This window comes from Aeromonas sp. 102P, from assembly GCF_051920345.1.
Classification (GTDB): Bacteria; Pseudomonadota; Gammaproteobacteria; order Enterobacterales; family Aeromonadaceae; genus Aeromonas; species Aeromonas veronii.
On record NZ_JBQBCZ010000001.1, the window covers coordinates 3,906,250 to 3,928,812 of the forward strand.

At 56.6% G+C, this 22,563-nt stretch carries 24 protein-coding genes; all 24 read right to left on the minus strand.

The window, feature by feature from the left end; translation table 11 throughout:
- Positions 1-111 precede the first annotated feature (111 nt).
- Positions 112-924: an MlaA family lipoprotein gene (locus tag ACTG1K_RS18290; protein WP_005334673.1), complete on the minus strand. Its 813-nt coding sequence runs from the start codon at positions 922-924 to the stop codon at positions 112-114.
- Positions 925-1,009: 85 nt separating this feature from the next.
- Positions 1,010-2,278: a c-type cytochrome biogenesis protein CcmI gene (gene ccmI, locus ACTG1K_RS18295; RefSeq protein ID WP_019444735.1), complete on the minus strand. Its 1,269-nt coding sequence runs from the start codon at positions 2,276-2,278 to the stop codon at positions 1,010-1,012.
- Positions 2,275-2,754, minus strand: coding sequence for a cytochrome c-type biogenesis protein (locus ACTG1K_RS18300; protein ID WP_017788562.1), 480 nt, complete (start codon positions 2,752-2,754; stop codon positions 2,275-2,277). Before ACTG1K_RS18300 ends, ccmI begins: the two co-directional genes overlap by 4 nt.
- 11 nt (positions 2,755-2,765) lie before the next feature.
- Entirely contained in the window at positions 2,766-3,296 is a 531-nt protein-coding gene (locus ACTG1K_RS18305; RefSeq protein ID WP_005353655.1) for a DsbE family thiol:disulfide interchange protein, read from the minus strand.
- Complete coding sequence (locus ACTG1K_RS18310) at positions 3,293-5,248, minus strand: heme lyase CcmF/NrfE family subunit (protein ID WP_440006278.1); 1,956 nt, start codon at positions 5,246-5,248, stop codon at positions 3,293-3,295. Before ACTG1K_RS18310 ends, ACTG1K_RS18305 begins: the two co-directional genes overlap by 4 nt.
- An 82-nt stretch (positions 5,249-5,330) precedes the next feature.
- Complete coding sequence (ccmE, locus tag ACTG1K_RS18315) at positions 5,331-5,822, minus strand: cytochrome c maturation protein CcmE (RefSeq protein WP_005334685.1); 492 nt, start codon at positions 5,820-5,822, stop codon at positions 5,331-5,333.
- Positions 5,819-6,025 (minus strand): heme exporter protein CcmD, encoded by a 207-nt coding sequence (gene ccmD, locus ACTG1K_RS18320; protein WP_440006280.1) that lies wholly within the window; start codon positions 6,023-6,025, stop codon positions 5,819-5,821. Before ccmD ends, ccmE begins: the two co-directional genes overlap by 4 nt.
- A gap of 2 nt (positions 6,026-6,027) precedes the next feature.
- A complete protein-coding gene (locus ACTG1K_RS18325; protein WP_005334687.1) occupies positions 6,028-6,768 on the minus strand; it encodes a heme ABC transporter permease in 741 nt (246 codons plus the stop codon).
- Positions 6,769-6,938: 170 nt separating this feature from the next.
- Positions 6,939-7,607: a heme exporter protein CcmB gene (ccmB, locus tag ACTG1K_RS18330; protein ID WP_139407953.1), complete on the minus strand. Its 669-nt coding sequence runs from the start codon at positions 7,605-7,607 to the stop codon at positions 6,939-6,941.
- A gap of 4 nt (positions 7,608-7,611) precedes the next feature.
- Complete coding sequence (gene ccmA, locus ACTG1K_RS18335) at positions 7,612-8,256, minus strand: cytochrome c biogenesis heme-transporting ATPase CcmA (protein WP_139463816.1); 645 nt, start codon at positions 8,254-8,256, stop codon at positions 7,612-7,614.
- 198 nt (positions 8,257-8,454) lie between these two features.
- Positions 8,455-8,832 (minus strand): DUF2802 domain-containing protein, encoded by a 378-nt coding sequence (locus ACTG1K_RS18340; RefSeq protein WP_005334692.1) that lies wholly within the window; start codon positions 8,830-8,832, stop codon positions 8,455-8,457.
- 28 nt (positions 8,833-8,860) lie between these two features.
- Positions 8,861-9,349, minus strand: a complete 489-nt coding sequence (locus tag ACTG1K_RS18345; RefSeq protein ID WP_005298836.1) for a chemotaxis protein CheW — start codon at positions 9,347-9,349, stop codon at positions 8,861-8,863.
- A 69-nt stretch (positions 9,350-9,418) separates the two neighbouring features.
- A complete protein-coding gene (locus ACTG1K_RS18350) occupies positions 9,419-10,291 on the minus strand; it encodes a chemotaxis protein CheW (protein ID WP_151285822.1) in 873 nt (290 codons plus the stop codon).
- Positions 10,288-11,082 carry a ParA family protein gene (locus tag ACTG1K_RS18355; RefSeq protein WP_440006283.1) on the minus strand — a complete coding sequence of 265 codons (795 nt, stop codon included), beginning with the start codon at positions 11,080-11,082 and terminating at the stop codon, positions 10,288-10,290. Before ACTG1K_RS18355 ends, ACTG1K_RS18350 begins: the two co-directional genes overlap by 4 nt.
- A gap of 4 nt (positions 11,083-11,086) precedes the next feature.
- Positions 11,087-12,007, minus strand: coding sequence for a flagellar motor protein MotB (locus ACTG1K_RS18360; RefSeq protein WP_005334698.1), 921 nt, complete (start codon positions 12,005-12,007; stop codon positions 11,087-11,089).
- A 2-nt stretch (positions 12,008-12,009) separates the two neighbouring features.
- Positions 12,010-12,747, minus strand: coding sequence for a flagellar motor protein (locus ACTG1K_RS18365; protein ID WP_005334700.1), 738 nt, complete (start codon positions 12,745-12,747; stop codon positions 12,010-12,012).
- A gap of 2 nt (positions 12,748-12,749) precedes the next feature.
- Positions 12,750-13,865, minus strand: a complete 1,116-nt coding sequence (locus ACTG1K_RS18370; RefSeq protein ID WP_005334702.1) for a protein-glutamate methylesterase/protein-glutamine glutaminase — start codon at positions 13,863-13,865, stop codon at positions 12,750-12,752.
- Positions 13,866-13,897: 32 nt separating this feature from the next.
- Positions 13,898-16,126, minus strand: coding sequence for a chemotaxis protein CheA (locus ACTG1K_RS18375; RefSeq protein WP_157161179.1), 2,229 nt, complete (start codon positions 16,124-16,126; stop codon positions 13,898-13,900).
- 11 nt (positions 16,127-16,137) lie between these two features.
- Positions 16,138-16,878 carry a protein phosphatase CheZ gene (locus ACTG1K_RS18380; protein ID WP_005353668.1) on the minus strand — a complete coding sequence of 247 codons (741 nt, stop codon included), beginning with the start codon at positions 16,876-16,878 and terminating at the stop codon, positions 16,138-16,140.
- Positions 16,879-16,890: 12 nt separating this feature from the next.
- On the minus strand, positions 16,891-17,262 hold the full coding sequence (cheY, locus tag ACTG1K_RS18385) for a chemotaxis response regulator CheY (protein WP_005334709.1): 372 nt from the start codon (positions 17,260-17,262) through the stop codon (positions 16,891-16,893).
- Positions 17,263-17,385: 123 nt separating this feature from the next.
- Positions 17,386-18,105 carry an RNA polymerase sigma factor FliA gene (locus ACTG1K_RS18390; protein WP_019444723.1) on the minus strand — a complete coding sequence of 240 codons (720 nt, stop codon included), beginning with the start codon at positions 18,103-18,105 and terminating at the stop codon, positions 17,386-17,388.
- Positions 18,098-18,973 carry a MinD/ParA family protein gene (locus ACTG1K_RS18395; protein WP_013723550.1) on the minus strand — a complete coding sequence of 292 codons (876 nt, stop codon included), beginning with the start codon at positions 18,971-18,973 and terminating at the stop codon, positions 18,098-18,100. Before ACTG1K_RS18395 ends, ACTG1K_RS18390 begins: the two co-directional genes overlap by 8 nt.
- Position 18,974: 1 nt before the next feature.
- A complete protein-coding gene (gene flhF, locus ACTG1K_RS18400) occupies positions 18,975-20,399 on the minus strand; it encodes a flagellar biosynthesis protein FlhF (protein WP_103251224.1) in 1,425 nt (474 codons plus the stop codon).
- A 16-nt stretch (positions 20,400-20,415) separates the two neighbouring features.
- Positions 20,416-22,518, minus strand: a complete 2,103-nt coding sequence (gene flhA / locus ACTG1K_RS18405) for a flagellar biosynthesis protein FlhA (RefSeq protein ID WP_346201456.1) — start codon at positions 22,516-22,518, stop codon at positions 20,416-20,418.
- Between the last annotated feature and the right edge of the window lie 45 nt (positions 22,519-22,563).

Genomic DNA, 22,563 nt, shown 5'->3' on the forward strand with positions numbered 1-22,563 from the left:
CAGCCTCGCTTGCCAAAACGCCCCGCACTGCGGGGCGTTTTTTTATCTCGATATGGCTGCGAAAGTGAATAAGGCGCCCGCAGGCGCCTTTTACATATCGAGATGACCCGCTTACTGGTCCAGCTCGTCCATGTATTCATCCAGATTGGCATCGTCAGCCTGCTCTTGCTGAGACGCTTTCAGCTCGGTCTGCTTGCCCGTCACCTTGCCCTGGTTATATTGCAGGTAGAAGTCCTTGGTCAGCGCATAAGGATCGAGGGAGTTGTCGATGATCCGCTCCTGATCGATCAGCTTGGCACGTGTGCCCAAGCCATCCAGTGCCCAATGTGCAACCTTCATCGGGAAGGTTAACAAGGCATAGGGGAAGTAGAAGCTGTCAATCGCATCGCCAACCAGCTCCCGGGTGGTAGTCGGGCCGTAAACAGGCACCATGATGTAGGCACCATTACCGATATCGGCCCTGCCCAGCACGGTATCCATCTCCAGCTTGTTGCGCTCAAGGCCGGCATGTTTGGCCACATCGAAGATACCCAGCAGACCGACCGTGGTGTTGAGTGTAAAGCGCCCCAGGTTGGTGCCTGCCCCTTTCAAATCACCGGTGATCAGATGGTTCACCATGCTGCTTGGCTCATCAAAGTTGGCAACAAAGTTGGCAATGCCATCCTTCACCCCTACCGGAATGTAGCGGGCATAGGCATGTACCACAGGACGTGCCACATAGGGCTCCAGCACATCATAGTTGACCGCCCACATGGCCCGGTTGGCCCCTTGGAAGGGATCGCGCGGATCGGCCGCCGTACTGGTGGCTCCCGGATTATTCATGCCGGGATTGAGATCCAGACTCTCTGGGCCAGGCTTGGGTGGGCCACCGGCACAGCCAGCCAGCAAGAGGGCTGCCAGTATGGCCCCTGAACGAAGATACATATGATTGTCCTGACGTTTTATTTTGATTTATCAGAAGTATAGATAACCCGGCTCCTATCCAGGAGCCGGGTTATCCAAAGGCATATTAGAGGGCGTGATCGATGCGGATGTCAATCGGAGCAGCAGGGATCTCGGCCGTCTTGACCGGCACGGATACCCCTTCGAAGGCTCCTTCCTTGTTCATCACATTGCCACCCCGCGAGAGACGTGCCTTGAACTGCAGCTCCGGATAGGCCGCCAGCTTGCTGCCTTCCATCATGGCATCGCCATCCCCGAGTGACAGGGTAACTGGCAAGGTTGGCCCTGCGATACGCTTCACGGCGATGGGCATGGGCGGCCCGTTGGGCACCACGGCAAAGACGAAGAGATGGGCATCTTCCGGCATCTGAATGCCCGCCGCCAACGTGACGTGGATGGGGAATTCCCCCTCCTTCACCGCCAGCGGTTGTCCCTCAACTGCGCCCGCTTTGGCTGCGCCTGAATTCGTCACCTCGATGCCGCGCTGCTTGAGTTGCGCGCGGGCATACTCCATGGAGCGCTCGACCATCACGTAACGGGGGGTACCTTTCTCCATCAGTGGCAACATCGCCTGCCAGCGAGCCAGCGCGGTCTGGAAGTCCTCTTTTTGCAGCGCCATAAAGGCATAGACGGAACGCGCTTCGATATTGTCCGGATCCTGCGCGATAGCCGCTTGCAACAGGGCATCCGCTTGCGCCTCATCCCCCGTCATCATCAGCGCCTGCGCGTAGGGCACCGCCACCAGCGATTTCTGGGGGGCAAGCGTGTAGGCCCGCTCCAGCGCCTCGCTGGCCATCTCGGGATCATTGCCATCCAGCGCTAAGCGTCCCAGCAGCAGCCAGCCGCGGTAGTCGTTCGGTTCATCCTTGAGGCGGGTACGCAGTGCCAGCGTGAAATCCAGCAGATCCTGCTCGGTCACTTGGGCATCGCGTTCCACCAGAATGCGGTTGCTCAGCTCGCCAAGACGGCTGCTGGCATCTTGCCAGCGACTCACCTCTTGCCAGGAGCCCAACTTGTAGTAGAGCCCCAGACTCACCACCAACAGCACCAGCACACCCGGGATCCAGATCAGACTCTTGCCACTGCGGGCAGTCTGCTCCACATCAGGGATATCATCCAAGAGACTTCGTTGCAGCTCGACCAGCGAGTCGGACTCCTCAGCCAGGACACCCTGCTCGCGCTCTTCGCCAATCTCCAGCAGCCGCTGGCGATAGAGCTGTTTGTTGAGCGCCGAGCGACTGATGCTCTGTTTGCCTTCACCACGCCACAGCGGCACGACGAGCGCCAGACTCACCAGCACCAGCAAGCCCGCAATCACTATCCAAAAAGCGGTCATTGTTTCTCTTCCTCTTTGAGCAGCTCGGCCAGTCGGCGCTGCTCCTCCTCGCTCAAGGCGTTATCCAGTTGTTTTTTCACCGCAGGGGGCCGGCGGCTGCGCATCACGACCACGGCGCCACCGATCAGGATCACCAGCAGCGGGCCGAGCCAGAGGATCAGGGTGGAGGCCATCAGGGGCGGGTTATAGAGGATAAAGTTGCCGTAGCGGGCCACCATGTAATCCACGATCTCCTCTTTATCCTTACCCTCGCGCACCATCTGGTAGGTCTTGTCGCGCAAGTCCTTGGCCAGCCCAGCATTGGAGTCGGCGATATCCTGGTTCTGACACTTGGGGCAACGCAGCTCCTTGGTCAGTTCACGGAAGACCTGCTCCTGATTGTCGTTGTCGAAGGTGTAGACATCGATAGCGGCCATGGCGGGCGCTTGCACCACCCATCCCAGCAACAGCAGCAGGGAAGCAATAAATACTCTCATCAGGACTCCCCTCACTTCATGGCATCAAAGATGGGTTTGAGGGTCGACGCCCAGTTCTCGGGGTTGATATCCCCCACATGGCGATACCGGATGATCCCCTTGCTGTCGATAAAGAAGGTCTCCGGCGCGCCATATACCCCGAGATCCAGCCCCAGCATGCCGTCCGGATCATAGAGGTTGACCTGATAGGGGTTGCCCAGCTCCGCCAGCCATTTGATCGCCTTGTCGCGTTCATCCTTGTAGTTCATGCCGATGATGGGAATACCCTGCCCCGCCAGCTGTTTGAGGTAGGTGTGCTCGCCATAGCAGGTCGGGCACCAGGTGGCCCAGACGTTGAGCAACATGGGGCGACCGGTCAGGATACTGCGATCGTGCTGCTTGTTCAGATCGTAAATGTCCTGCAGAGTGAACACCGGCACCTCTTTGCCCACCATCACGGACTCAAGCTTGGTGGGATCGGAGTAGAGCCCTTTGAACAGGAACACCGCCCCCAGCAAAAAGACGATAAAGGGGATTAAAAACAACCAGGTCTTTTTGTTCATGCCTTGGCCTCCTCCTCACGACGGCCGAAACGGTAACGCTTGTCGAGCATCGCCAGCACGCCACCAATGGCCATAAAGACGCCGCCGAACCAGATCCAGCGCACGAACGGCTTGTAGTAGATCCGCACCGCCCAGGCTCCGTTGTCGAGCTGTTCCCCCAGCGCCGCATAGAGATCGCGGGTGATACCGGCATCGATGGCCGCTTCGGTCATCGGCATCCGGGTCACCTTGTACATCCGCTTCTCGGGCTTGAGCAGGGCGACCTGCTTGCCATTGCGGTGCACTTCCAGCACGCCCTTGAAGCCATCGTAGTTGGGGCCGTTCTTCTCCTTGATCCCGGCAAAGACGAACTCGTAATCGGCAAAGTGCACCCGATCACCCGCCTGCATCCGCAGATCCTTCTCGATGCTGTAATTCTGGGTGCAGGCGATACCTATGATGCTGACTGCCAGCCCCACATGGCCGAGGATCATGGCCCAGTGGCTGTTGCCAAGCTTGCGCACACCGACTGCAAAGCTGTGCTTGTGAGTCGCTCGCGCCCAGGTCTCCTGCACGCTGGTGACGATGATCCAGGCCCCCAGACCAATCCCTACCGCCGCCCACGGCTTGAAGGTTTCGGCAAAGAGCAGCGGCAACAGCAAGGCTGCGGTCAGACTCAGCACCAGTGCCACAACCACCTTGTTTTTGAGTTCCCCCAGCTCCTGACGACGCCAGCGAAACAGCGGGCCAACCCCCAGCAGCAGGGCAAACGGGATGATCAGCCAGCTGTAGATGTGGTTGAAGAAGGGAGTACCGATGGAAATGCTCCCCAGCCCCAGCTCCTTGTGCACCAGCGGCAGCAAGGTACCGAGCAGAACGGTCAGCAGACCCGCCACCAGCATGATGTTGTTGCAAAGCAGCAGGGTCTCGCGGCTCCACAGCTCGTGTTTGCCGTGGCTCTTCACCTGCGAGCCTTTAAAGGCAAACAGCAGCAAGGATGAGCCGATCACCGCCAGCAGGAAGCCGAGAATAAACAGACCGCGGGTCGGATCGGAGGCAAACGCATGCACCGAGACCAGCACGCCGGAGCGCACCAGGAAGGTACCCAGCAGGCTCAGCGAGAAGGCTGAGAGGGCCAGCAGCACGGTCCACGCCTTGAAAGTGGCGCGCTTCTCGCTCACCGCAAGCGAGTGCAGCAGAGCGGTGCCCGCGAGCCAAGGCATAAACGAGGCGTTTTCTACCGGATCCCAGAACCACCAGCCGCCCCAACCGAGTTCGTAATAGGCCCACCAGGAGCCGAGCACTATGCCGAGGGTCAGGAATACCCAGGCAGCCATGGTCCAGGGGCGAGACCAGCGGGCCCAGGTCGCATCGAGACGACCGGTCATCAGCGAGGCAATGGCGAAGGCAAACGCCACCGAGAAGCCCACATAACCCATGTAGAGCATCGGCGGATGGAAGATAAGACCCGGATCCTGCAGCAGCGGATTGAGGTCACGACCATCTACCGGGAAATAGGGCAAGGTGCGGGTGAAGGGATCTGAGGTGAACAGCACGAAGGCAGTGAAGCCGACCGAGATCAGCCCCAACACGCCGAGTACCCGCGCGACAGCATCGAGCGGCAGACGGCGGCTGAACATGGCTACCGCCGCGGTCCAGCCACCCAGGGTCAGTACCCACAGCAGCAGGGAGCCTTCGTGGGCGCCCCACACCGCCGAGATACGATAGGCTAGCGGCAGCAGGCTGTTGGAGTTAGTGGCCACATACTGCACGGTGAAGTCATTATCGATAAAGGCCCAGGTCAGGCAGAGAAACGACAGCAGCAGCAGCAAGAACTGGGCATAGGCGAGCGGACGGGCCGCCGACATCATGCCAAGACGCCCCCAGCTGGCGCCAAGCAGCGGGTAGCTGCCCAGCAGCAGAGCGGTGGCAAAGGCCAGGATCAGCGCAAACTGACCTAATTCCGGGATCATGAAGGCATTCCTTTCAATTGAACGGTGACAACAGCCGCACCACGCACGGCAGGCAAAGCGGAAAAGGCAAACACCACAGGGATCACTGCTTGGCTCCCTTCAACTGCGCCTCGGTATACTCCGGCTTGAAGTGCATACCGTTGGTGGCATCGGCCACTTCCGGCGGCATGTAGTTCTCATCGTGCTTGGCCAGCACCTCGAACGCCTCTACGGTCGTGGCATCCTTGAGGGTGCCCTGGGCAACAATCCCCTGCCCTTCACGGAACAGATCCGGCAGGATGCCGTCAAACTCGACCTTCACCAGATGACCGCCGTTATCCACCAGCTTGAAGGCAACCTTGAGGCTCTGGGGATCCCGCTGTACCGATCCCGGCACGACCAATCCACCGATGCGCAGGCGCTGCCCCTCTTCCGGCTTGATCTTGTCCGGCCCCTTCCCCTCCACCAGCTCGCTCGGGGTGTAGAAGAGGTCGATATTCTGACTGAGGGCGTAGAGCACCAGCCCGCTGACGGTAGCCAGACCCAGGGTGATGGCAAGAATGATAGTGAGGCGTTTTTTGCGTCTCGGGTTCATAGGGTGTTCTCCATCTGCTGGGCCGCCTTGCGACGGGCCTCACGCGCCTGCTTGCTGCGCAACTCACCAAGCAGGCTGCGGGTTTTCATGCGGGTAGAAATGATGATGCCGACCAGACACACCAACGTCAGGCCAAAAGAGAGCCAGACATAGAAGGCGTAACCGCCCATCGCCATAAAATCACTGAAAGAGACAAAGTGCATGCTTACTTCTCCTGCTCTGCAATCTCTTTGACCCAGGGGCGATGCCACTCCCGCATCAGGAGTTCATTGCGAAAACGCATCAGGGTCAGGGCCCCGAGAAATGCGGCAAACGCCAGGATCATGATCAGCAGCGGCCAGAGCATCTCGGGTGAAATGGAGGGTTTGTCAAATTTGGTGATGGTGGCCCCCTGATGCAGGGTGTTCCACCACTCCACCGAGTAGTGAATGATGGGCAGGTTGATCACCCCAACCAGTGCCAGAATGCCGGCCGCACGGCCAGCGACCACCTTGTCGCTGAAGGCGTTGTAGAGGGCTATCACGCCGAGGTAGAGAAACAGAAGTATCAGCTCAGAGGTGAGCCGCGCATCCCACACCCACCAGGTTCCCCACATCGGCTTGCCCCAGGCGGCACCGGTAAAGAGGGCAATAAAGGTAAATACGGCGCCGACCGGCGCAATGGCTGCAACCGTCATGTCCGCCATCCGCAATTGCCACACCAGGCCGATAAAGGCGGCCACCGCCATGGTGGAGTAGGCCCCCATGGAGAGAATGGCGGAAGGCACGTGGATATAGATGATCCGGAACGAATCTCCCTGCTGGTAATCCGCTGGCGCAAACGCGAGGCCCCAGACAGTACCGATCACAAACGAGAGCAGACTAATCACCGCAAACCAGGGCAACAGCGTGCCTGCCAGCTGATAGGCACGCTCCGGTTTGGCATAAGGGTGCAACCATTTCCACATAGCTCACAAAACCTTTTTGTTATTAATCGTTTGGCGAGGCCTACCATACCGACCGCAGGGCAGCATCAAATACCCCGAAAGCAATAAGCGGCACTCTCCTTGATCCATCGCAACATTATTTTTTGCAAAAAGACTCCGTTCGGAGCCAAATCCGGTTCAGCTCACGGCCATCAGTTGAGGCTGACCCGCAACGCCGCCGACACAGCCAGCGGCGTCAGTGTCAAAGCCCCCACCAGCATGGCGGCCAGAATGGCAAGCTGCCCGCCATAGGGCAAGCTCATCCCCGCGGCATCGATGGCTGAGGTGGCAAAAATCAGTACCGGAATATAGAGCGGCAGGATCAGCAGACTAAGCAGCACCCCGCCTTTGCGCAATCCCACCGTCAACGCGACCCCGACCGCGCCGAGCAGGCTCAATACAGGAGTGCCCAGTGCCAGCGTCGCGACGACGGCTAGATAGGTGTTCATATCCAGCGACAGCAAAATCGCCAGCAAGGGAGAGATCAGCAGCAGCGGCAAGCCGGTCAGCAGCCAGTGAGCGACCACTTTCGCCAGCGCCAGCAAGCCCAGCGGGTGCGGCATCAGCATCATCTGCTCCAGCGCACCATCGGCAAAGTCGTCGCGAAACAGCCGTTCCAGCGACAACATGGCCGCCAATAGCGCCGCCACCCAGATGATCCCTGGGGCAATACGGGACAGCAGTTTGGGCTCCGGGCCAATCCCTAACGGAAACAAAGTGATGACGATGAGGAAAAACCAGAGCGGGTTGAGAATATCGGAACGCTGGCGCAGAGCCATCAGCAGTTCACGGTGAATAAGGTGCATAACAGCGCGCAACATGTCGTTACTCCTGCAATGTCGATGCGAAGGGGGTCAACGAGATAGTCTTCAGCCGTCCCTGCATCAGGGTCAGATCCTGATGAGTGGTGAGGATCACCATGCCGCCCCGCTCGGCGTGGGCCAGAAAGAGCTGTTCGAGCACCTTGACCCCTTGCTTGTCGATAGCGGTAAAGGGTTCATCGAGGATCCAGAGTGCCGGTTTCTGTGACAGCCAGAGTCTGGCCAGAGCCACCCGGCGTTGCTGGCCGGCAGAGAGTTGCCCGGTCGGGTTCTCTTCAAACCCGGCAAGCCCTACCCGGGCCAATATCTGCCACAAGTCGATCTCTGATTGCTGCGGGTGATGTAACTGCTGGTAGAACTTCAGGTTTTCAAAAGGGGTCAGCGCCGCTTTGACACCGGGCTGATGGCCGAGATAGAGCAGATTGGCATGATACTCATCGCGACAGTGACGAATATTCTCCCCATTCCAGCACACCTCACCGGCAAATGGCTGCGACAGCCCGGTCAACAACCGCAACAAACTGGTCTTGCCGACCCCGTTGGGTCCTTCAATTTGCACCAGATCGCCGGGCGCAACAGAGAAAGAGAGGTGTTCAAACAGAGTGCGATCTTCGCGCACGCAGCTCAGATTGTTAACTTGAAGCAGCATGGGGATTTTTTCAGAGAAAATGAAGCGGTCTGCATCTTAACACAGTATTGGAATACGTCTTTTCAAAGATGCAACAATTGAACTGACTGGCGACCGGGATCACAAAGAAAATACTGTAGAAACCGCCTGCTCAACGCAGCTGGGGGGCAAGCGGCTGCACGCCATAAAATTCAGGAAGGCAATTGCCTTCCTGAATCATCAAGAGCGACCTTTTCGCAACGATATCAAGAGCTCGGCCTCTGCCTTTGGCAACTCGCACTCACTCATGACTTCATCAAGATCGGCGCCCAGTTCGACCATCTTTGCCGCTCGGCTGTAGAGCCTGCGTTCGGGATCCTGCATGGTCAGCTCTTGCTGGCGCTCATTGACCTGCTGCATCGCCCCTTCCACCGACTGCAGACGCTGCCCCATGCCAATGGCACCGGTATGGAGTTCCATCATCTGCTTGCGCAAGCTTTCCAACTGACCTTGCAGGGTTGCCACACTGGCCTCGGACTCCTGCTTGCTGCGCTTGCTCTTGAACCAGATATAAGAGGCAAACGCCAAGGCAATCAGGGACATCCCCAAGGCAACCATCTCGATTATCAAAACATCACCTTACTTATCAGAGGGAACCGATATCTTCCCACTCTTCATCGGAGAGCAGCTTGTTCAAGTCAACCAGGATCAGCAGTTGCCCATCGCGGTTGCTCACCCCCTGAATAAACTTGGCGCTCTCTTCAGTACCGACCGCAGGTGCCGCATCGATTTCGGAAGAGCGCAGATAAACCACTTCTGCCACGCTGTCGACCATGATGCCAATCACCTGCTTCTCGGCCTCGATGATCACGATCCGGGAGTTTTCACTCACATCACCGGAAGGCAGACCGAAACGGGAACGGGTATCGATGACAGTCACCACATTGCCACGCAGGTTGATGATCCCCAGTACGTACTCAGGCGCACCCGGCACCGGTGCAATTTCGGTGTAGCGCAACACCTCCTGAACCTGCATCACATTGATGCCGTAGGTTTCGTTTTCCAGTTGGAAGGTTACCCATTGCAGCACTTCATCTTCGGCCAGATTCTGTGCAATATTGCGCTTTTCTGTCATGTTTTTATTCCTTTTATGAAAACGTCTACTGCTAAAACTAGCAATAAAACAGCTCGATTGCAGAAGTTATCAGCGACCTTCTATGTTAACCCCACGCTCCAGCAACAGGAGCAGTTCGCGGACGTGTAACAGGGCACACATTTTTTCTTTGACCATGCCAGCCAACCAGGGGCGCTTGCCCTCCTGATGGCGCCATTTCACCTGGTCACGGTGTAACAATTCAGTCCCTTTGAGATGATGGCAGGCTAATCCCCACGGCGATTCACCAAGCATAATCAGATACTTGTAATCATCCACCTCGAGATGCTGACCCGGCATGACCCACTGGGCAGTATCGACCACATTCATCTTCTGCTCGCGGGAGGTCATGATCCCCTTGTACCAACCTGGCTGGCCAAACAGGGAGGTGATCTCGCCCAGCTGATGAATACCACCCAGCTCGGTCAACGGCACCGCAAACGTCACACCCGCGACTTCAAAGAAAAGGGCCTGAAACTCTTTGCCGGTATCGATATTTTCCCAGGTGACCGGTTCACTGGCCTCTACCGGAGCAACCTCCAGCGCCGTCTCGGTCAGGATAGTAGTATGGGGCTCCGCAACCTCGGGGAGCAGCACCTCCGCAGGCCACTCAGGCTCCACCGGCAGCAGTGAATCCTCTGCCACAATCTCCAGCGGTACGGTGAGAGTCGCTTCCTGGGTGAAGGCGTCATTCTCAAACTGGACTTGTCCCACCTGAGCCAATAGCTCACCGAGTTGGGCAAGCCGTGGATCGCTTTCGAGGTATGGTGCGGCGACTACCTCGGGGACGCTTTGGGGCTGACGTTGCAACTGTAAAACAGGGGCAGATTGAAGCTCTTCCACTTCATCCAGCACCAGTGGCTCATCGAGCAGCAGGGAGTGGAAATAGTCATCCATCGCCCGTACTTGAATGGTATCTCTCATGCCGTCACCTCATGAACCCGTTGCCGCTCAAGGGCATCAAGATGGTTGAGCAGCGTTTCATATGCATAGGTTCCACGACTCCCGGGAGAATAGATAGACGGGGGGATATGCAGCAAGCTTGCATCCCGAAACTTGGTATCAATAGGGATCACCGCGTTCCACACCGAATCCCCATATTGATCCTTGATCGATTTCAAGGTCATCAAAGAAGCACGGGTGCGCTTGTCGAACATGGTCGGGATCACGGTAAAACGGAACTTGTCACGCTTGGAACGCTGCATGATCTCGAATGTTTTCATCATCCGCTCCAACCCCTTGAGGGCCAGAAATTCGGTCTGGACAGGCACCAGAATGCGATCGCAGGCAGCCAGCGCGTTGACCATCATCACCCCCAGTACTGGCGGGCAATCGATCAGCACGTAATCATATTGCTCCTGAATGCGCAGCAGTGCCCGCTTCAGTACCAGTCCCATCCCCTCACGATTGCCCATCACCCGATCAAGGGTCGCCAAGGTAATAGATGCTGGCAGTAAGTTGATATTTTCGAACTTGGTCTTAAGCGTCAGTTTATTGACAAGCTCGGCTGTCGGTTTGACAGCTTGAAACAACTCATAGAGGGTTCCATCCAGGCGATCTGAATCAAAATCAAGATATGCAGTCAGCGAAGCATGGGGATCGGTATCAATCAACAGCACCCGCTGGCCACGCTGGGCCAGGATCCCCGCAAGCGAGACCACTGTGGTGGTTTTACCCACACCACCTTTCTGGTTGGCAACCGTCCAAACAATCACTGTATCAATCCTGCCTTGTTGTTATGCGTATGCCACCACCGGGCAAGGTGATCACCTTTATCTCTCCTGCATCCACCGCCTGTTGTACAGCTGGAACCGGTTCGGCAACTACCGTAGGCGTTGCAACCACAGGTGCCGGCGGCACCCAGGCAAATTTGGAGATAGCGACCACAACCTTGCGATTCTGCAGTCTGCCCTGCTCGCTGCCGTTGTCAGCAAAGGGGGAAAACTCGCCATATGCCTCGAACGCCAGACGCTGGGGGGCGATCCCATCAGCAATCAAGCCATTGAGTACCGCTTCGGCCCGAGCAGCAGAAAGCGCCCAGTTAGAACGATAAATTTCATTATTTATCTGTTGGTTATCGGTATAACCCCGAACCCTTACATAGTTATCGACCGGTTTGAGAATACTTGAAAGAGTATTAATGACCGGTGCAGCGTTTGGTCCCAAAAAGGCACTGCCGCTGCCAAACAACAAGCCGGAACTGAGTTCAACCGTCAGCCAGTTCTCATCTTGCGTCAGTTTGACGATACCGGCATCCACCAGCGAGCCCATGCTCTGTTGCAACTGCATATCGAGTTTTGCAAGTGTCGCGCCATCTTGCAGCACTGGCACACCAGAAATAGGAGCAAGTGAAGGAGAGGGGGATGCTGGGCTTTCCAGCAATGATGGAGAGGCAGATACCGGGTTATCCAGCAGGGAATTACCCTGCCCTTCAAGCAAGCCATTGCCGCCAGACTGCATGACACTGAACGCCTGGCTCATACCATCAATCACCGCGCGATACTTGTCCTTATTCACCAGTGCAACAGAGTAGAGCACCACGAACAAGGCAAAGATCAGCGTCATATAATCGGCATAGGAGACCAGCCAGCGGTCAAGATGCTCGCGACCCTGCAAGTGCAACCGATAGCGCTTGCGCATGGCTACTCTCCTTTCAAATAGGCCCTGAGCCGGCGTTCAACCTGCAAGCCGTTTTCACCATGGGCGATAGCCAGCAGCCCTTCCAGGGTCATCTCCTGAAAGAGTGCATAGTGATAGTGAAATGCGCGTAGCCTGTTGGCGATAGGCAGGTAGATGAGGTTGGCAAACCCCACTCCATAGATGGTTGCCACAAATGCCACTGCGATCCCCGCCCCTAGCGCTGACGGGTCTTCGAGATGAAACATGGCCTGGATCAGGCCCAGCACGGCACCGATGATCCCGATGGTCGGACTGTACCCCCCCATGGCTTCAAATACTCTGGCGGCATGTTCATTACGCTCCTGCTCGATATCGATGTCCGCTTCCAGCAGCATACGGATATCCTCTGTGGATACCCCATCGACAATCATGCCAAGCCCTTGACGGGTAAAGTTGTCCTCCTCCTGCTCGGCCTGATTTTCAAGGGCAAGTAGCCCTTGCTGGCGCGCAAAGACGGCCCATGACTGCAATCGTTCGGCCTGCGTCGCAAGATCTTGGTGGGGAGGGGTAAAAATCCATAACAGCTGGCGCAACGCCAGCAGGATGTACTTGGCTGGAGTCTGCAACGTGACGGCACCAACGGTACCACCCAGCACGATCAAAAAAGCGGGGCCGTCCACCAGCGTCAAAAGGGAACCGCCATGCCACAGTTGCGCGATGGCAATAGCCCCCAATGCCAGGAGCAGACCGAGCAAGCCCATAATTAGCGCCCCAACTCAACCAGAATACGCTGGGCCACCTTGTCCAGAGGGAGTGATTCGCTGGCAATCCCCGCTTTGGCTACTGCTTGGGGCATACCATATACCACGCAGGAAGCCTCATCCTGAGCCCAGATGGTTGATCCCTGCTCTTTCAGCAATCTGGCTCCATCACGGCCATCAGCCCCCATACCGGTCAGCACAATCGCCAATACCTTGTCGGCATAGGTTTTGGCCGCAGAGGCAAAAGTGATGTCCACACAAGGCTTGTAATTGACCTTGTCGTTGCCATCCACAATGCGAATGCGGGCCCCTGCACCACGACCTTCCAGCAGCATCTGTTTGCCACCTGGAGCAAGATAGGCATGCCCTGGTTTAAGCACATCGCCATCTTCCGCTTCCTTGACGCCAATCTGACATAACCCGTTGAGACGGGCAGCAAACGCGGCAGTAAAAGTGGCTGGCATATGCTGGATAAGCAAGATGGGATGGGGAAAATCCCCCGGCAACTTGGTCAGCACATTTTGCAAAGCAACTGGTCCGCCGGTAGAAGTGCCAATCGCCACCAACTGATAACTCTTGCCACTGCGCTTGAATGAGGCACTTGGCACCGTACGTTGCAGGTCAAGCTGACGATCAGGAGTTCTGGGCGCAGTGCTACCCAGCGGAGCACGAGTAACCGGTTCAGGTGCTTTGGGGCGAGCAGCTGATGTCATCAGGAAGCGCTTGCGGGAGATCTCCTTTACCCGCTGTTGCAACAGTCTGACCGCTTCATCTTTGTCTCTGGCAATGTCCTCAAACTTCTTGGGCAAGAAGTCGAGGGCTCCGGCGTCCAGCGCATCCAGCGTAGCCTTGGCCCCTTCATGGGTCAGGGAGGAGAACATCAGAATGGGAGTTGGGCACTTGGCCATGATCTCCCGCACCGCACTGATGCCATCCATCACGGGCATCTCTATGTCCATGGTGATCACATCAGGGCGCAGCGACATCGCCTTGTCCACCGCCTCACGTCCATTCTGGGCCGTATCAATCACCGTCAGCATGGGATCCTGATTGATGATCTCGCTCACCCGACGGCGAAAGAAGCTCGAATCGTCGACAACTAATACCTTGACTGCCATTGTTGTTTTTCTAACTCCTTGGGCCTGAGCTATTAATGTCTACGCGCATATGCTTTGAGCAGACTCGGCACATCCAAAATAAGAGCAATTCCGCCATCACTGGTAATGGTCGCCCCGGCCATGCCAGGGGTGCCTTGCAGCAGGTTATCGAGTGGCTTGATCACCACCTCTTCCTGGCCAATCAGGCTATCTACCACAAACCCGATTTGCTGAGTGCCAATCTGCACGATCACCACATGTCCGGTATCCTGACGTGAACGTTTGTTGGCGCCACGAATCAACCATTTATGCAGATAGAAGAGCGGTATCGCCTTCTCGCGCACAATGATGGTGAGCTGGCCATCAACCATGTTGGCCTTTTTCAGATCCAGATGGAAAATCTCGTTCACACAACCAAGGGGAAGCGCAAAGGTCTGCTCACCCACTTCAACCATCAGAGTCGGCAGGATGGCTAGCGTCAACGGCACCTTGATTTCGAGACGGGTACCTTTCCCCCAAGTGGAATCGATATGCACTGACCCATTGAGGCTGACAATGCTGGTTTTAACCACGTCCATTCCGACACCACGGCCAGAGATATCGGAGATCTCGGCCTTGGTTGAAAAGCCCGGGGCAAAGATCAGGTTATAGGCATCGTTGTCGCTCATGCGAGCGGCAGTATCTGCATCCAGAACACCGCGACTGATTGCGATGGACTTGAGTTTCTCCGGATCCATCCCTGCCCCATCATCCTCAATACAAAGCAGGATATGATCGCCTTGCTGGGAGGCGCTAAGGGTGATCGTCCCTTGCCGCGGTTTGCCCGCTTTCTCACGAACATCCGGCATTTCGACCCCGTGATCGCATGAGTTGCGAACGAGGTGAACCAGAGGATCGGCAAGCGCCTCCACCAGGTTTTTATCAAGATCGGTCTCTTCGCCCACCATCACCAGCTCAATCTCTTTCTTGAGGGTTCGGGCCAGATCACGCACCACGCGCGGGAAACGACCAAACACCTTCTTGATTGGCTGCATGCGGGTTTTCATCACCGCCCCTTGCAGGTCAGCCGTTACCACATCCAGATTGGCAACCGCCTTTGACATCTCTTCATCATTGCTGGCAATACCCAGGCTCACCAACCGGTTACGGACTAGAACCAACTCACCTACCATGTTCATGATGACATCGAGAGTCTTGGTATCCACCCGCACCGTCGTATCGCTTTGCACGGCACTATTTTCTGCTGGCGCAGGCGCGGCCTTGGCGGCAGGCGCTGGTGCCTTGGCTGCTTCGGCAGGTTTTGCGGGGGCTGCCGGTGCTGGTTTGGCAACAGGAGTGGCCGGTTTGGGCGGAGTCACCGCAGCAGGTGCAGCAGGTGCAGCAGGTGCGGCAGGTGCGGCAGGTGCGGCAGGTGCGGCAGGTGCGGCAGGTGCGGCAGGTGCCATAGTACTCTGAGGCCCTTGACCACGACCATGCAATTCATCAAGCAGGCGTTCAAACTCATCATCATCGATAAGCTCGTCCACCTCTTTTTGCACCGATTTCAGAGGATTCACCTCTGGCGCCCCCATGTGCTGTCCCTGACCATGGAGTTGATCCAGCAAGGCCTCAAACTCATCATCGGTGATATCGCCAGAGCCACCAGCGATAGGCGCTGCTGCAACCGTCTTGGTCGGTGCCCCACCCACGCCGTGGAGCTCGTCCAGCAGGCGTTCAAATTCGTCTGCAGAAATTTCATCTATCGAGCCGCCGCCATTGACAGGAGCAGGCTCGCTGCTGGTGGCTGCGGGTTCAACAACGTCTGGAACAACTTCTTCAACAACTACCGGTACTGCAGGTTCAGATTCTACAGCCGCAGCCGCACTGGTAGCAGTGCGCAGTTGCTCTTCCCCTTCCGGCTTGCACAACTCGTGGAGGTCATGAAGCAAATCATCTGACGCAGGGCTGGGTGCTTCGCGATTTTGAACCTGGGCGAACATGACATTGATGGCGTCCAGCGCTTGCAGGATCACATCCATCAGCTCCGCAGTAACGGTTCGCTTGCCATTACGCAAGATATCGAACACGTTTTCCGCACCGTGGCATACATCAACCAGTTCACCGAGCGACAGAAAACCTGCCCCCCCTTTCACGGTATGGAAACCGCGAAAGATAGCATTCAACAGGTTCTTGTCATCGGGCCGCTTTTCCAAGTCGACCAGTTGTTCAGACAACTGTTCCAATATTTCGGATGCTTCGACCAGAAAGTCTTGCAGTATGTCTTCATCAACTTCGAAGGCCATGCGTCACTCCATTAGAATCCCAAGCTAGACAGCAGATCGTCCACATCATCCTGACCATTGACCACATCGGCACGAGCCTCGGGGTTCATGATAGGGCCCTCTGCTTCAATCCCGTTGACAGGAATACTACGAGTTGAATGCTCAGCAGAAGCCTCACCAAACATGGTCAGCATTTCTATTAATTTTGTTTCAACTTCCTGAACAAGCTTGATGACCTTGCGGATCATCTGACCTGTCAAATCCTGAAAATCTTGCGCCATCAGGATTTCTGTCAGCAGTTGCCGTAATTTATCGGCATCAGACTCTGAAGCCTTAATAAAATCATCAAGTTGGTGACATAAGGATTTGAACTGTCCCACGCTCATGTCACGAGACATGAGGGCATTCCAGTTCGGCATCACCAGCTGGATATTGTCATTCAGGCGATCCGCTATCGGCAAACTGGCTTCCACCGCATCCATTGTGCGATTGGCCGCTTTGTCGGTCATATCGATAACGTAGCTCAAACGCTCCCGAGCATCGGGAATGTCATGGGTAGCTAAATCGGGAATACGGGGGTCGAGGCGAAATTCTTGAAGTGAATCATGCAGTTGTCGGGTCAGCTGACCTACTTTTTCAAACAGATCGGCTGCGTTGGGGGCACATACTTCGGCAAGCAGTTCATCGGCCAGCTCAAATTCGCCTTGCTCCAGATGAGCAACAAGCATCCTTGCCTGGTCGAGCGAAATCATTGCTCTCGTTTTGGCCATCATCCCTGCAGCTCCTTAGCCAATTCGTTCGAAAATTTTGTCGAGTTTTTCTTTGAGCGTTGCTGCGGTGAAGGGCTTGACGATGTAACCGTTGACGCCAGCTTGGGCGGCTTCAATGATCTGCTCACGTTTGGCTTCAGCGGTTACCATCAGTACCGGCAGATGCTTGAGCTTCTCATCGACACGGATGGCTTTAAGCAGGTCAATACCTTGCATGCCAGGCATGTTCCAGTCGGTAACTACAAACTGAAAGTCACCATTTTTCAGCATCGGCAGCGCTGTATTGCCGTCATCCGCCTCATGGGTATTGTTGAATCCCAAGTCGCGCAGCAAGTTCTTGATAATCCGGCGCATCGTTGAAAAATCGTCAACAATGAGGATTTTCATGTTCTTGTCCAAAATTCCCTCCTAAATAGCCACCAGAGTGGCTCACTTACATGATGCTAAAAACGGGTTGTGTCGTGCGGATTATGCCTTAGAGTTTCATCTCAGTGTAGCCAGTACAAACACTTATAGATGCCAATCTCTCAAACGAGCACGCAATCTGTGCATTGCCTGACTGTGGATCTGGCTCACACGCGACTCGCTGACATTCAAAACCTCGCCAATTTCACGCAAATTCAGCTCTTCATCGTAGTAAAGAGAGAGAACCAAAGCTTCTCTCTCTGGTAGACGACCAATTTGCTCGGATAATTGAATCTGAAATCGCTCGGCAGCCAATTCATCAAATCCCGAGCCTGAAGGGGCGTCATCGGGGTTGCCGATCACATCCTCGCTGACTCCCAAATCTTCGATGCCGATAATTTTGCCGCAGGAGACATCTTGCAGCATCGCATGGTAATCAGCGATGGATACCCCCATCTCGGCAGCAACTTCGGTATCTCGCGCGTCACGCCCGTGAGTCTGCTCGACATTCTCGATCGCCTCTGCAATAGCGCGACTGTTGCGATGCACAGAGCGGGGTACCCAGTCACCACGCCGGATCTCATCCAGCATGGCGCCGCGGATGCGGATCCCGGCATACGTCTCGAAGCTGGCCCCCTTGCTACCGTCAAAGTTGCGGGAGGCTTCAAGCAGCCCAATCATACCTGCCTGGATCAGGTCATCCAGCAAGACACTGCTGGGCAGGCGAGCCAACAAATGCTGGGCAATTCGCTTGACCAGGGGAGCATGACGCTCCACCAGCACGTAGGAATCCTGATGACGCAAGTACGCTTGGGCTTTATTCACGGGAACCTTCCTGTGTTGTGGCCGGTTTCTGCAACAAATTTTCCAGGAAAAACTCCAGATGGCCGCCCGGCTGGTTGGGCACCGGCCAGCTCGCCGCCTTGTTGGCAAGGGCCCGGAACGCCAGTGCGGCCGGCGACTTGGGAAACGCCTCGACAATCAGCTTCTGCTTGCGCACGGCGGCACGCAGATTGGTGTCATAGGGTACACAGGCGACCAGTTCCAGCGAGGTGTCGAGGAAACGATCCGTGACCCGGGTCAGTTTGGCAAAGAGCTCCTGCCCTTCGCGCAGACTGCGCACCATATTGGCCACCACCTTGAAACGAAACACGCCGTGATCCTTGGATAGGATCTTGATGAGGGCGTAGGCATCGGTGATGGAGGTCGGCTCATCACAGACCACCACCATGATGTCCTGAGCGGCACGGGTGAAGCTCAGCACCATGTCGGAGATCCCCGCAGCCGTATCCACCAGCAGGATGTCGACCTGGGTCTTCATTTCGCTGAAGGCACGGATAAGCTCGGCATGCTGCACCGGAGAAAGCTCGACCATGGACTGGGTGCCCGAGGTCGCAGGCACGATCATCATGCCGTAAGGGCCTTCGACGATGATGTCGTCGATGGTGCATTCACCCGCCAGCACGTGAGAGAGGTTACGATGAACCCGCAGCCCCAGCATGACGTCGACGTTGGCCAGACCCAAGTCGGCATCCAGCACCATCACCCGCTTGCCTTGGGCGGCCATGGCTCCGGCCACGTTCAGGGTCACGTTGGTCTTGCCCACGCCACCTTTACCACCGGAAACGGCGATTACTTTTACTCGATTGTTTTGACGCATTTTGCGCAGACCACTCGCCTGATCCATATACATGTTACTCATAAAACTCCGAATCTTCGGCCTCGCCAAAGCCTGCGCCCCAGAAATAGGGCTCCTCTGTTTCTCGCTCCAGCGAGCCCATGGCAGCTCCGACGAGCTGCGCCGCATTGGCAACCTGAATATCTTCCGGAACCCTTTGTCCATCAGTGATATAGCTGATGGGTAATGAATTCTGGATACACACGTTAATCACTTCGCCCAGATTCAGACTTTCATCCAATTTGGTAAGTATGCAGCCGCTTAATGGAATACGCCGGAAATGGTCAACCGCCTCCTGCATCACCCGACGCTGGGAAGTTGCCGACATCACCAGATAACTGCGGATCCGTACCTTGGCATTCTTGACCAGGGTATCGAGCTGCTCGGTCAACCGGATATCCCGTTGGCCAACCCCGGCCGTATCGATAAGTACCAGCCGACGGTGGCGGAACTGATAAAGGGCATTGGCCAGCTCTTCTGCATCACGCACCTGCCGCACCGGACACCCCATGATGCGACCATAGGTCTGCAGTTGTTCATGGGCACCAATCCGGTAGTTGTCGGTGGTGATCAGCGCCACCTGCTCGGCGCCATACTTCATGGCGAAACGGGCCGCCAGCTTGGCAATAGTGGTGGTTTTGCCCACCCCGGTCGGGCCAAGCAGCGCCACCGCGCCGCCCTGACGCATGATCTCGTCCTCGCTGATCTTGAGCTGGGCCGTCAACACCTCGGCCAACTGGGCCATCGCCTGATGGATGGACATATCTTCGGGGATCAGTCCCGCCAGTTGATCGGCAAAGGCATCATCAAAGCCCAGTTTCTTGAGCTCCTTGATCAACAGGGCCCGCATCGGTTCACGGCGCTCCACCTCTTGCCACATCAGCCCGGAGATCTGGTGCTCCAGCAATTTACGGATGCTGGCCATCTCCTTGCGCATCCCTTCCATCTCCTGATCCCGCTGGGCAGGTTGAGGGGGGCGCTGGCCGGACGCAACCCGAGCTTTGGGCTTGGCAGGTTCGGGAGCTGCGCCCCACTGCCCCTGCTCGGCCAATGTTCTGGGCGCAGCATTGGCAGCGGCCAGACCGGCCGATTGGGTATTACCCAGTGGCGCCCCATTGCCCGGCTTGAGCTTCTGCTGGCGCGCCAGCAAGGCGGCCAGGGTATCAGCATAATGTTCGTTCTGCTCCTTCGCCGGCGACGGCTCGGGGCGGATCATCTGCCGTGCAGCAGACGAAATATTGACGCTCTCATCGTTCAGCTGACGGCGAACCGGCGCATCTTTGGGCCCCGGGACCTGGGATTGATAATCGACTGCGGCGACTATCTCTACCCCTCCGGTGACCTTCTTGTTGGACATGATGACGGCATCCGGCCCGAGAGTCTCCTTGACCTCGGCCAGAGCCGTTCGCATATCCTTGGCAAAAAACCGCTTAATCTTCACCCGTCGTCTCCGCTAACTAGTTCTGCCCTACCGCACTGACGATGCGGATCTGCTTGTCGTCGGGCACTTCCTGATAAGACAGAACGCGCAATCCAGGAATGGCATTCTTGACAAATTTCGCCAGGGTATTGCGCAAGATCCCCGATGTCAGAAGCACGGCCGGTTGGCCTTCCAATTCTTGTCGTTGAGTGGCTTCCACCAGCGAACGCTGCATCCGCTCTGCCAGACCCGGTTCAATACCGGCACCATCACCGCCACCAGCCTGCAGGGATTGATGCAATATACGTTCCAATTCCGGCGCCAAGGTAATCACCGGTAGCTCGGGATCGGGGCCTGCAATCTCTTGCACAATCAGGCGACGCAGGGCAATCCGGCAAGCGGCCGTGAGCACTTCCGGATCCGGACTGCGCGGCGCGTATTCAACCAGGGTCTGCAGGATAGTGCGCATATCGCGGATTGGCACGCCTTCATTGAGCAAATTCTGCAATACCTTCACAAGGTTACCCATGCTGATCACTTCCGGCACCAACCCTTCGACCAGCTTGCTCTGATGTTTGCCAATCATGTCGAGCAGTTGTTGTACCTCGTCATGGCCCAGCAGCAGAGCCGCATGGTTGGTCAGGATCTGGCTCAGATGGGTAGCCACCACGGTCGCAGTATCCACCACCGTATACCCCAGCGTCTGTGCCTGAGAGACCATATCCTTGGCAACCCAGACTGCTTCCAGTCCGAAGGCGGGATCCCGGGTCGCTATCCCCTGGATCTGGCCGAACACCTGCCCCGGATTGATGGCCATCTCCTTATCATGGTAGACATTGGCCTCGCCGGTACTGACCCCCATCAAGGTGATGCGGTATTGGTTTGGCGCCAGATCCAGGTTGTCGCGAATATGGACGGCCGGGACCAGAAAGCCCAGCTCTTGCGAGAGTTTCTTGCGCACCCCTTTGATCCGGTTGAGCAGTTCGCCACCCTGATTGCGATCCACCAGCGGGATCAGCTGATAACCCACTTCAAGCCCGATGATGTCCACCGGCATCACATCGTCCCAGCTAAGCTCTTTCTGTTCATGAGGCTGCTCGGCTGTGGCAGGCAACAGCTCACCCTTGGCCGCTTTGGCGGCCGCCAGTTTCTCGCGGCGCAGCAACCACCAGGCGCCAGCGGCGGCAAGAGCCCCCAGACTCAGGAAGGCGAAATGCGGCATCCCCGGCACCAGCCCCATCATCAGCAGAATCCCGGCCGAGATGATCAGCGCCTTGGGATTGTCAAACAGCTGGCCTAGTACTGCGGTACCCATGTCCTGATCGGTATTCTGACGGGTCACTATGATGGCGGCAGCGATGGAGAGCAGCAGGGAGGGGATCTGCGCCACCAGACCGTCACCGATGGCCAACAGGGTATAGATCTCGGCAGATTCGCTGAAGGTCAGCTGGTGCTGCATCATCCCGATGATGAAGCCGCCGATGATGTTGATAAAGAGGATCATGATGCCCGCAATGGCATCCCCTTTGACAAACTTGGAGGCACCATCCATGGAGCCGTAGAAGTCGGCTTCCTGGGTCACATCCTGACGACGCTTCTTCGCCTCTTCCTGATTGATGAGGCCGGCGTTCAAATCGGCATCGATGGCCATCTGTTTGCCCGGCATCGCATCAAGGGTAAAACGGGCACTCACTTCCGCGATCCGCCCGGCACCCTTGGTGATCACCACAAAGTTGATGATCATCAGGATGGTAAAAACGATGATGCCGACCGCATAGTTGCCGCCGATCACCACGTTACCGAACGCCTCGATCACATGGCCGGCCGCCGCACTGCCATTATGGCCTTCCAGTAACACCACCCGGGTCGAGGCAACGTTCAACGCCAACCGTAGCAAGGTAGCGAGCAGCAGTACGGTCGGGAAGGCAGCAAATTCGAGGGGGCGGCGGGTATAGACGGATACCAGCAGCACCACGATGGAGAGGGCAATGTTGAAGGAGAAGAGCACATCCAGCATCAACGGCGGGATGGGCAACACCACCATGCCGAGCGCGGCCAATACCAGCAGAGGGGTGCCAAGGCCTTTGCCCAAAACTCCCCGGTACTCTTTGAACTGGCCCAATACTGCCTTGAATTCCATCGCGCTTCTCAATTTCAACCTGCTGGTGCCAGATTAAAGCAAACA

What these genes read in the sequence shown, in the direction of transcription:
- ACTG1K_RS18290 (WP_005334673.1), bottom strand. Translation starts at nt 924, where the DNA reads ATGTATCTTCGTTCAGGGGCCATACTGGCAGCCCTCTTGCTGGCTGGC.
- ccmI (WP_019444735.1), bottom strand. Translation starts at nt 2,278, where the DNA reads ATGACCGCTTTTTGGATAGTGATTGCGGGCTTGCTGGTGCTGGTGAGT.
- ACTG1K_RS18300 (WP_017788562.1), bottom strand. Translation starts at nt 2,754, where the DNA reads ATGAGAGTATTTATTGCTTCCCTGCTGCTGTTGCTGGGATGGGTGGTG.
- ACTG1K_RS18305 (WP_005353655.1), bottom strand. Translation starts at nt 3,296, where the DNA reads ATGAACAAAAAGACCTGGTTGTTTTTAATCCCCTTTATCGTCTTTTTG.
- ACTG1K_RS18310 (WP_440006278.1), bottom strand. Translation starts at nt 5,248, where the DNA reads ATGATCCCGGAATTAGGTCAGTTTGCGCTGATCCTGGCCTTTGCCACC.
- ccmE (WP_005334685.1), bottom strand. Translation starts at nt 5,822, where the DNA reads ATGAACCCGAGACGCAAAAAACGCCTCACTATCATTCTTGCCATCACC.
- ccmD (WP_440006280.1), bottom strand. Translation starts at nt 6,025, where the DNA reads ATGCACTTTGTCTCTTTCAGTGATTTTATGGCGATGGGCGGTTACGCC.
- ACTG1K_RS18325 (WP_005334687.1), bottom strand. Translation starts at nt 6,768, where the DNA reads ATGTGGAAATGGTTGCACCCTTATGCCAAACCGGAGCGTGCCTATCAG.
- ccmB (WP_139407953.1), bottom strand. Translation starts at nt 7,607, where the DNA reads ATGTTGCGCGCTGTTATGCACCTTATTCACCGTGAACTGCTGATGGCT.
- ccmA (WP_139463816.1), bottom strand. Translation starts at nt 8,256, where the DNA reads ATGCTGCTTCAAGTTAACAATCTGAGCTGCGTGCGCGAAGATCGCACT.
- ACTG1K_RS18340 (WP_005334692.1), bottom strand. Translation starts at nt 8,832, where the DNA reads ATGGTTGCCTTGGGGATGTCCCTGATTGCCTTGGCGTTTGCCTCTTAT.
- ACTG1K_RS18345 (WP_005298836.1), bottom strand. Translation starts at nt 9,349, where the DNA reads ATGACAGAAAAGCGCAATATTGCACAGAATCTGGCCGAAGATGAAGTG.
- ACTG1K_RS18350 (WP_151285822.1), bottom strand. Translation starts at nt 10,291, where the DNA reads ATGAGAGATACCATTCAAGTACGGGCGATGGATGACTATTTCCACTCC.
- ACTG1K_RS18360 (WP_005334698.1), bottom strand. Translation starts at nt 12,007, where the DNA reads ATGCGCAAGCGCTATCGGTTGCACTTGCAGGGTCGCGAGCATCTTGAC.
- ACTG1K_RS18365 (WP_005334700.1), bottom strand. Translation starts at nt 12,747, where the DNA reads ATGGGCTTGCTCGGTCTGCTCCTGGCATTGGGGGCTATTGCCATCGCG.
- ACTG1K_RS18370 (WP_005334702.1), bottom strand. Translation starts at nt 13,865, where the DNA reads ATGGCAGTCAAGGTATTAGTTGTCGACGATTCGAGCTTCTTTCGCCGT.
- ACTG1K_RS18375 (WP_157161179.1), bottom strand. Translation starts at nt 16,126, where the DNA reads ATGGCCTTCGAAGTTGATGAAGACATACTGCAAGACTTTCTGGTCGAA.
- ACTG1K_RS18380 (WP_005353668.1), bottom strand. Translation starts at nt 16,878, where the DNA reads ATGATGGCCAAAACGAGAGCAATGATTTCGCTCGACCAGGCAAGGATG.
- cheY (WP_005334709.1), bottom strand. Translation starts at nt 17,262, where the DNA reads ATGAAAATCCTCATTGTTGACGATTTTTCAACGATGCGCCGGATTATC.
- ACTG1K_RS18395 (WP_013723550.1), bottom strand. Translation starts at nt 18,973, where the DNA reads ATGTATATGGATCAGGCGAGTGGTCTGCGCAAAATGCGTCAAAACAAT.
- flhA (WP_346201456.1), bottom strand. Translation starts at nt 22,518, where the DNA reads ATGGAATTCAAGGCAGTATTGGGCCAGTTCAAAGAGTACCGGGGAGTT.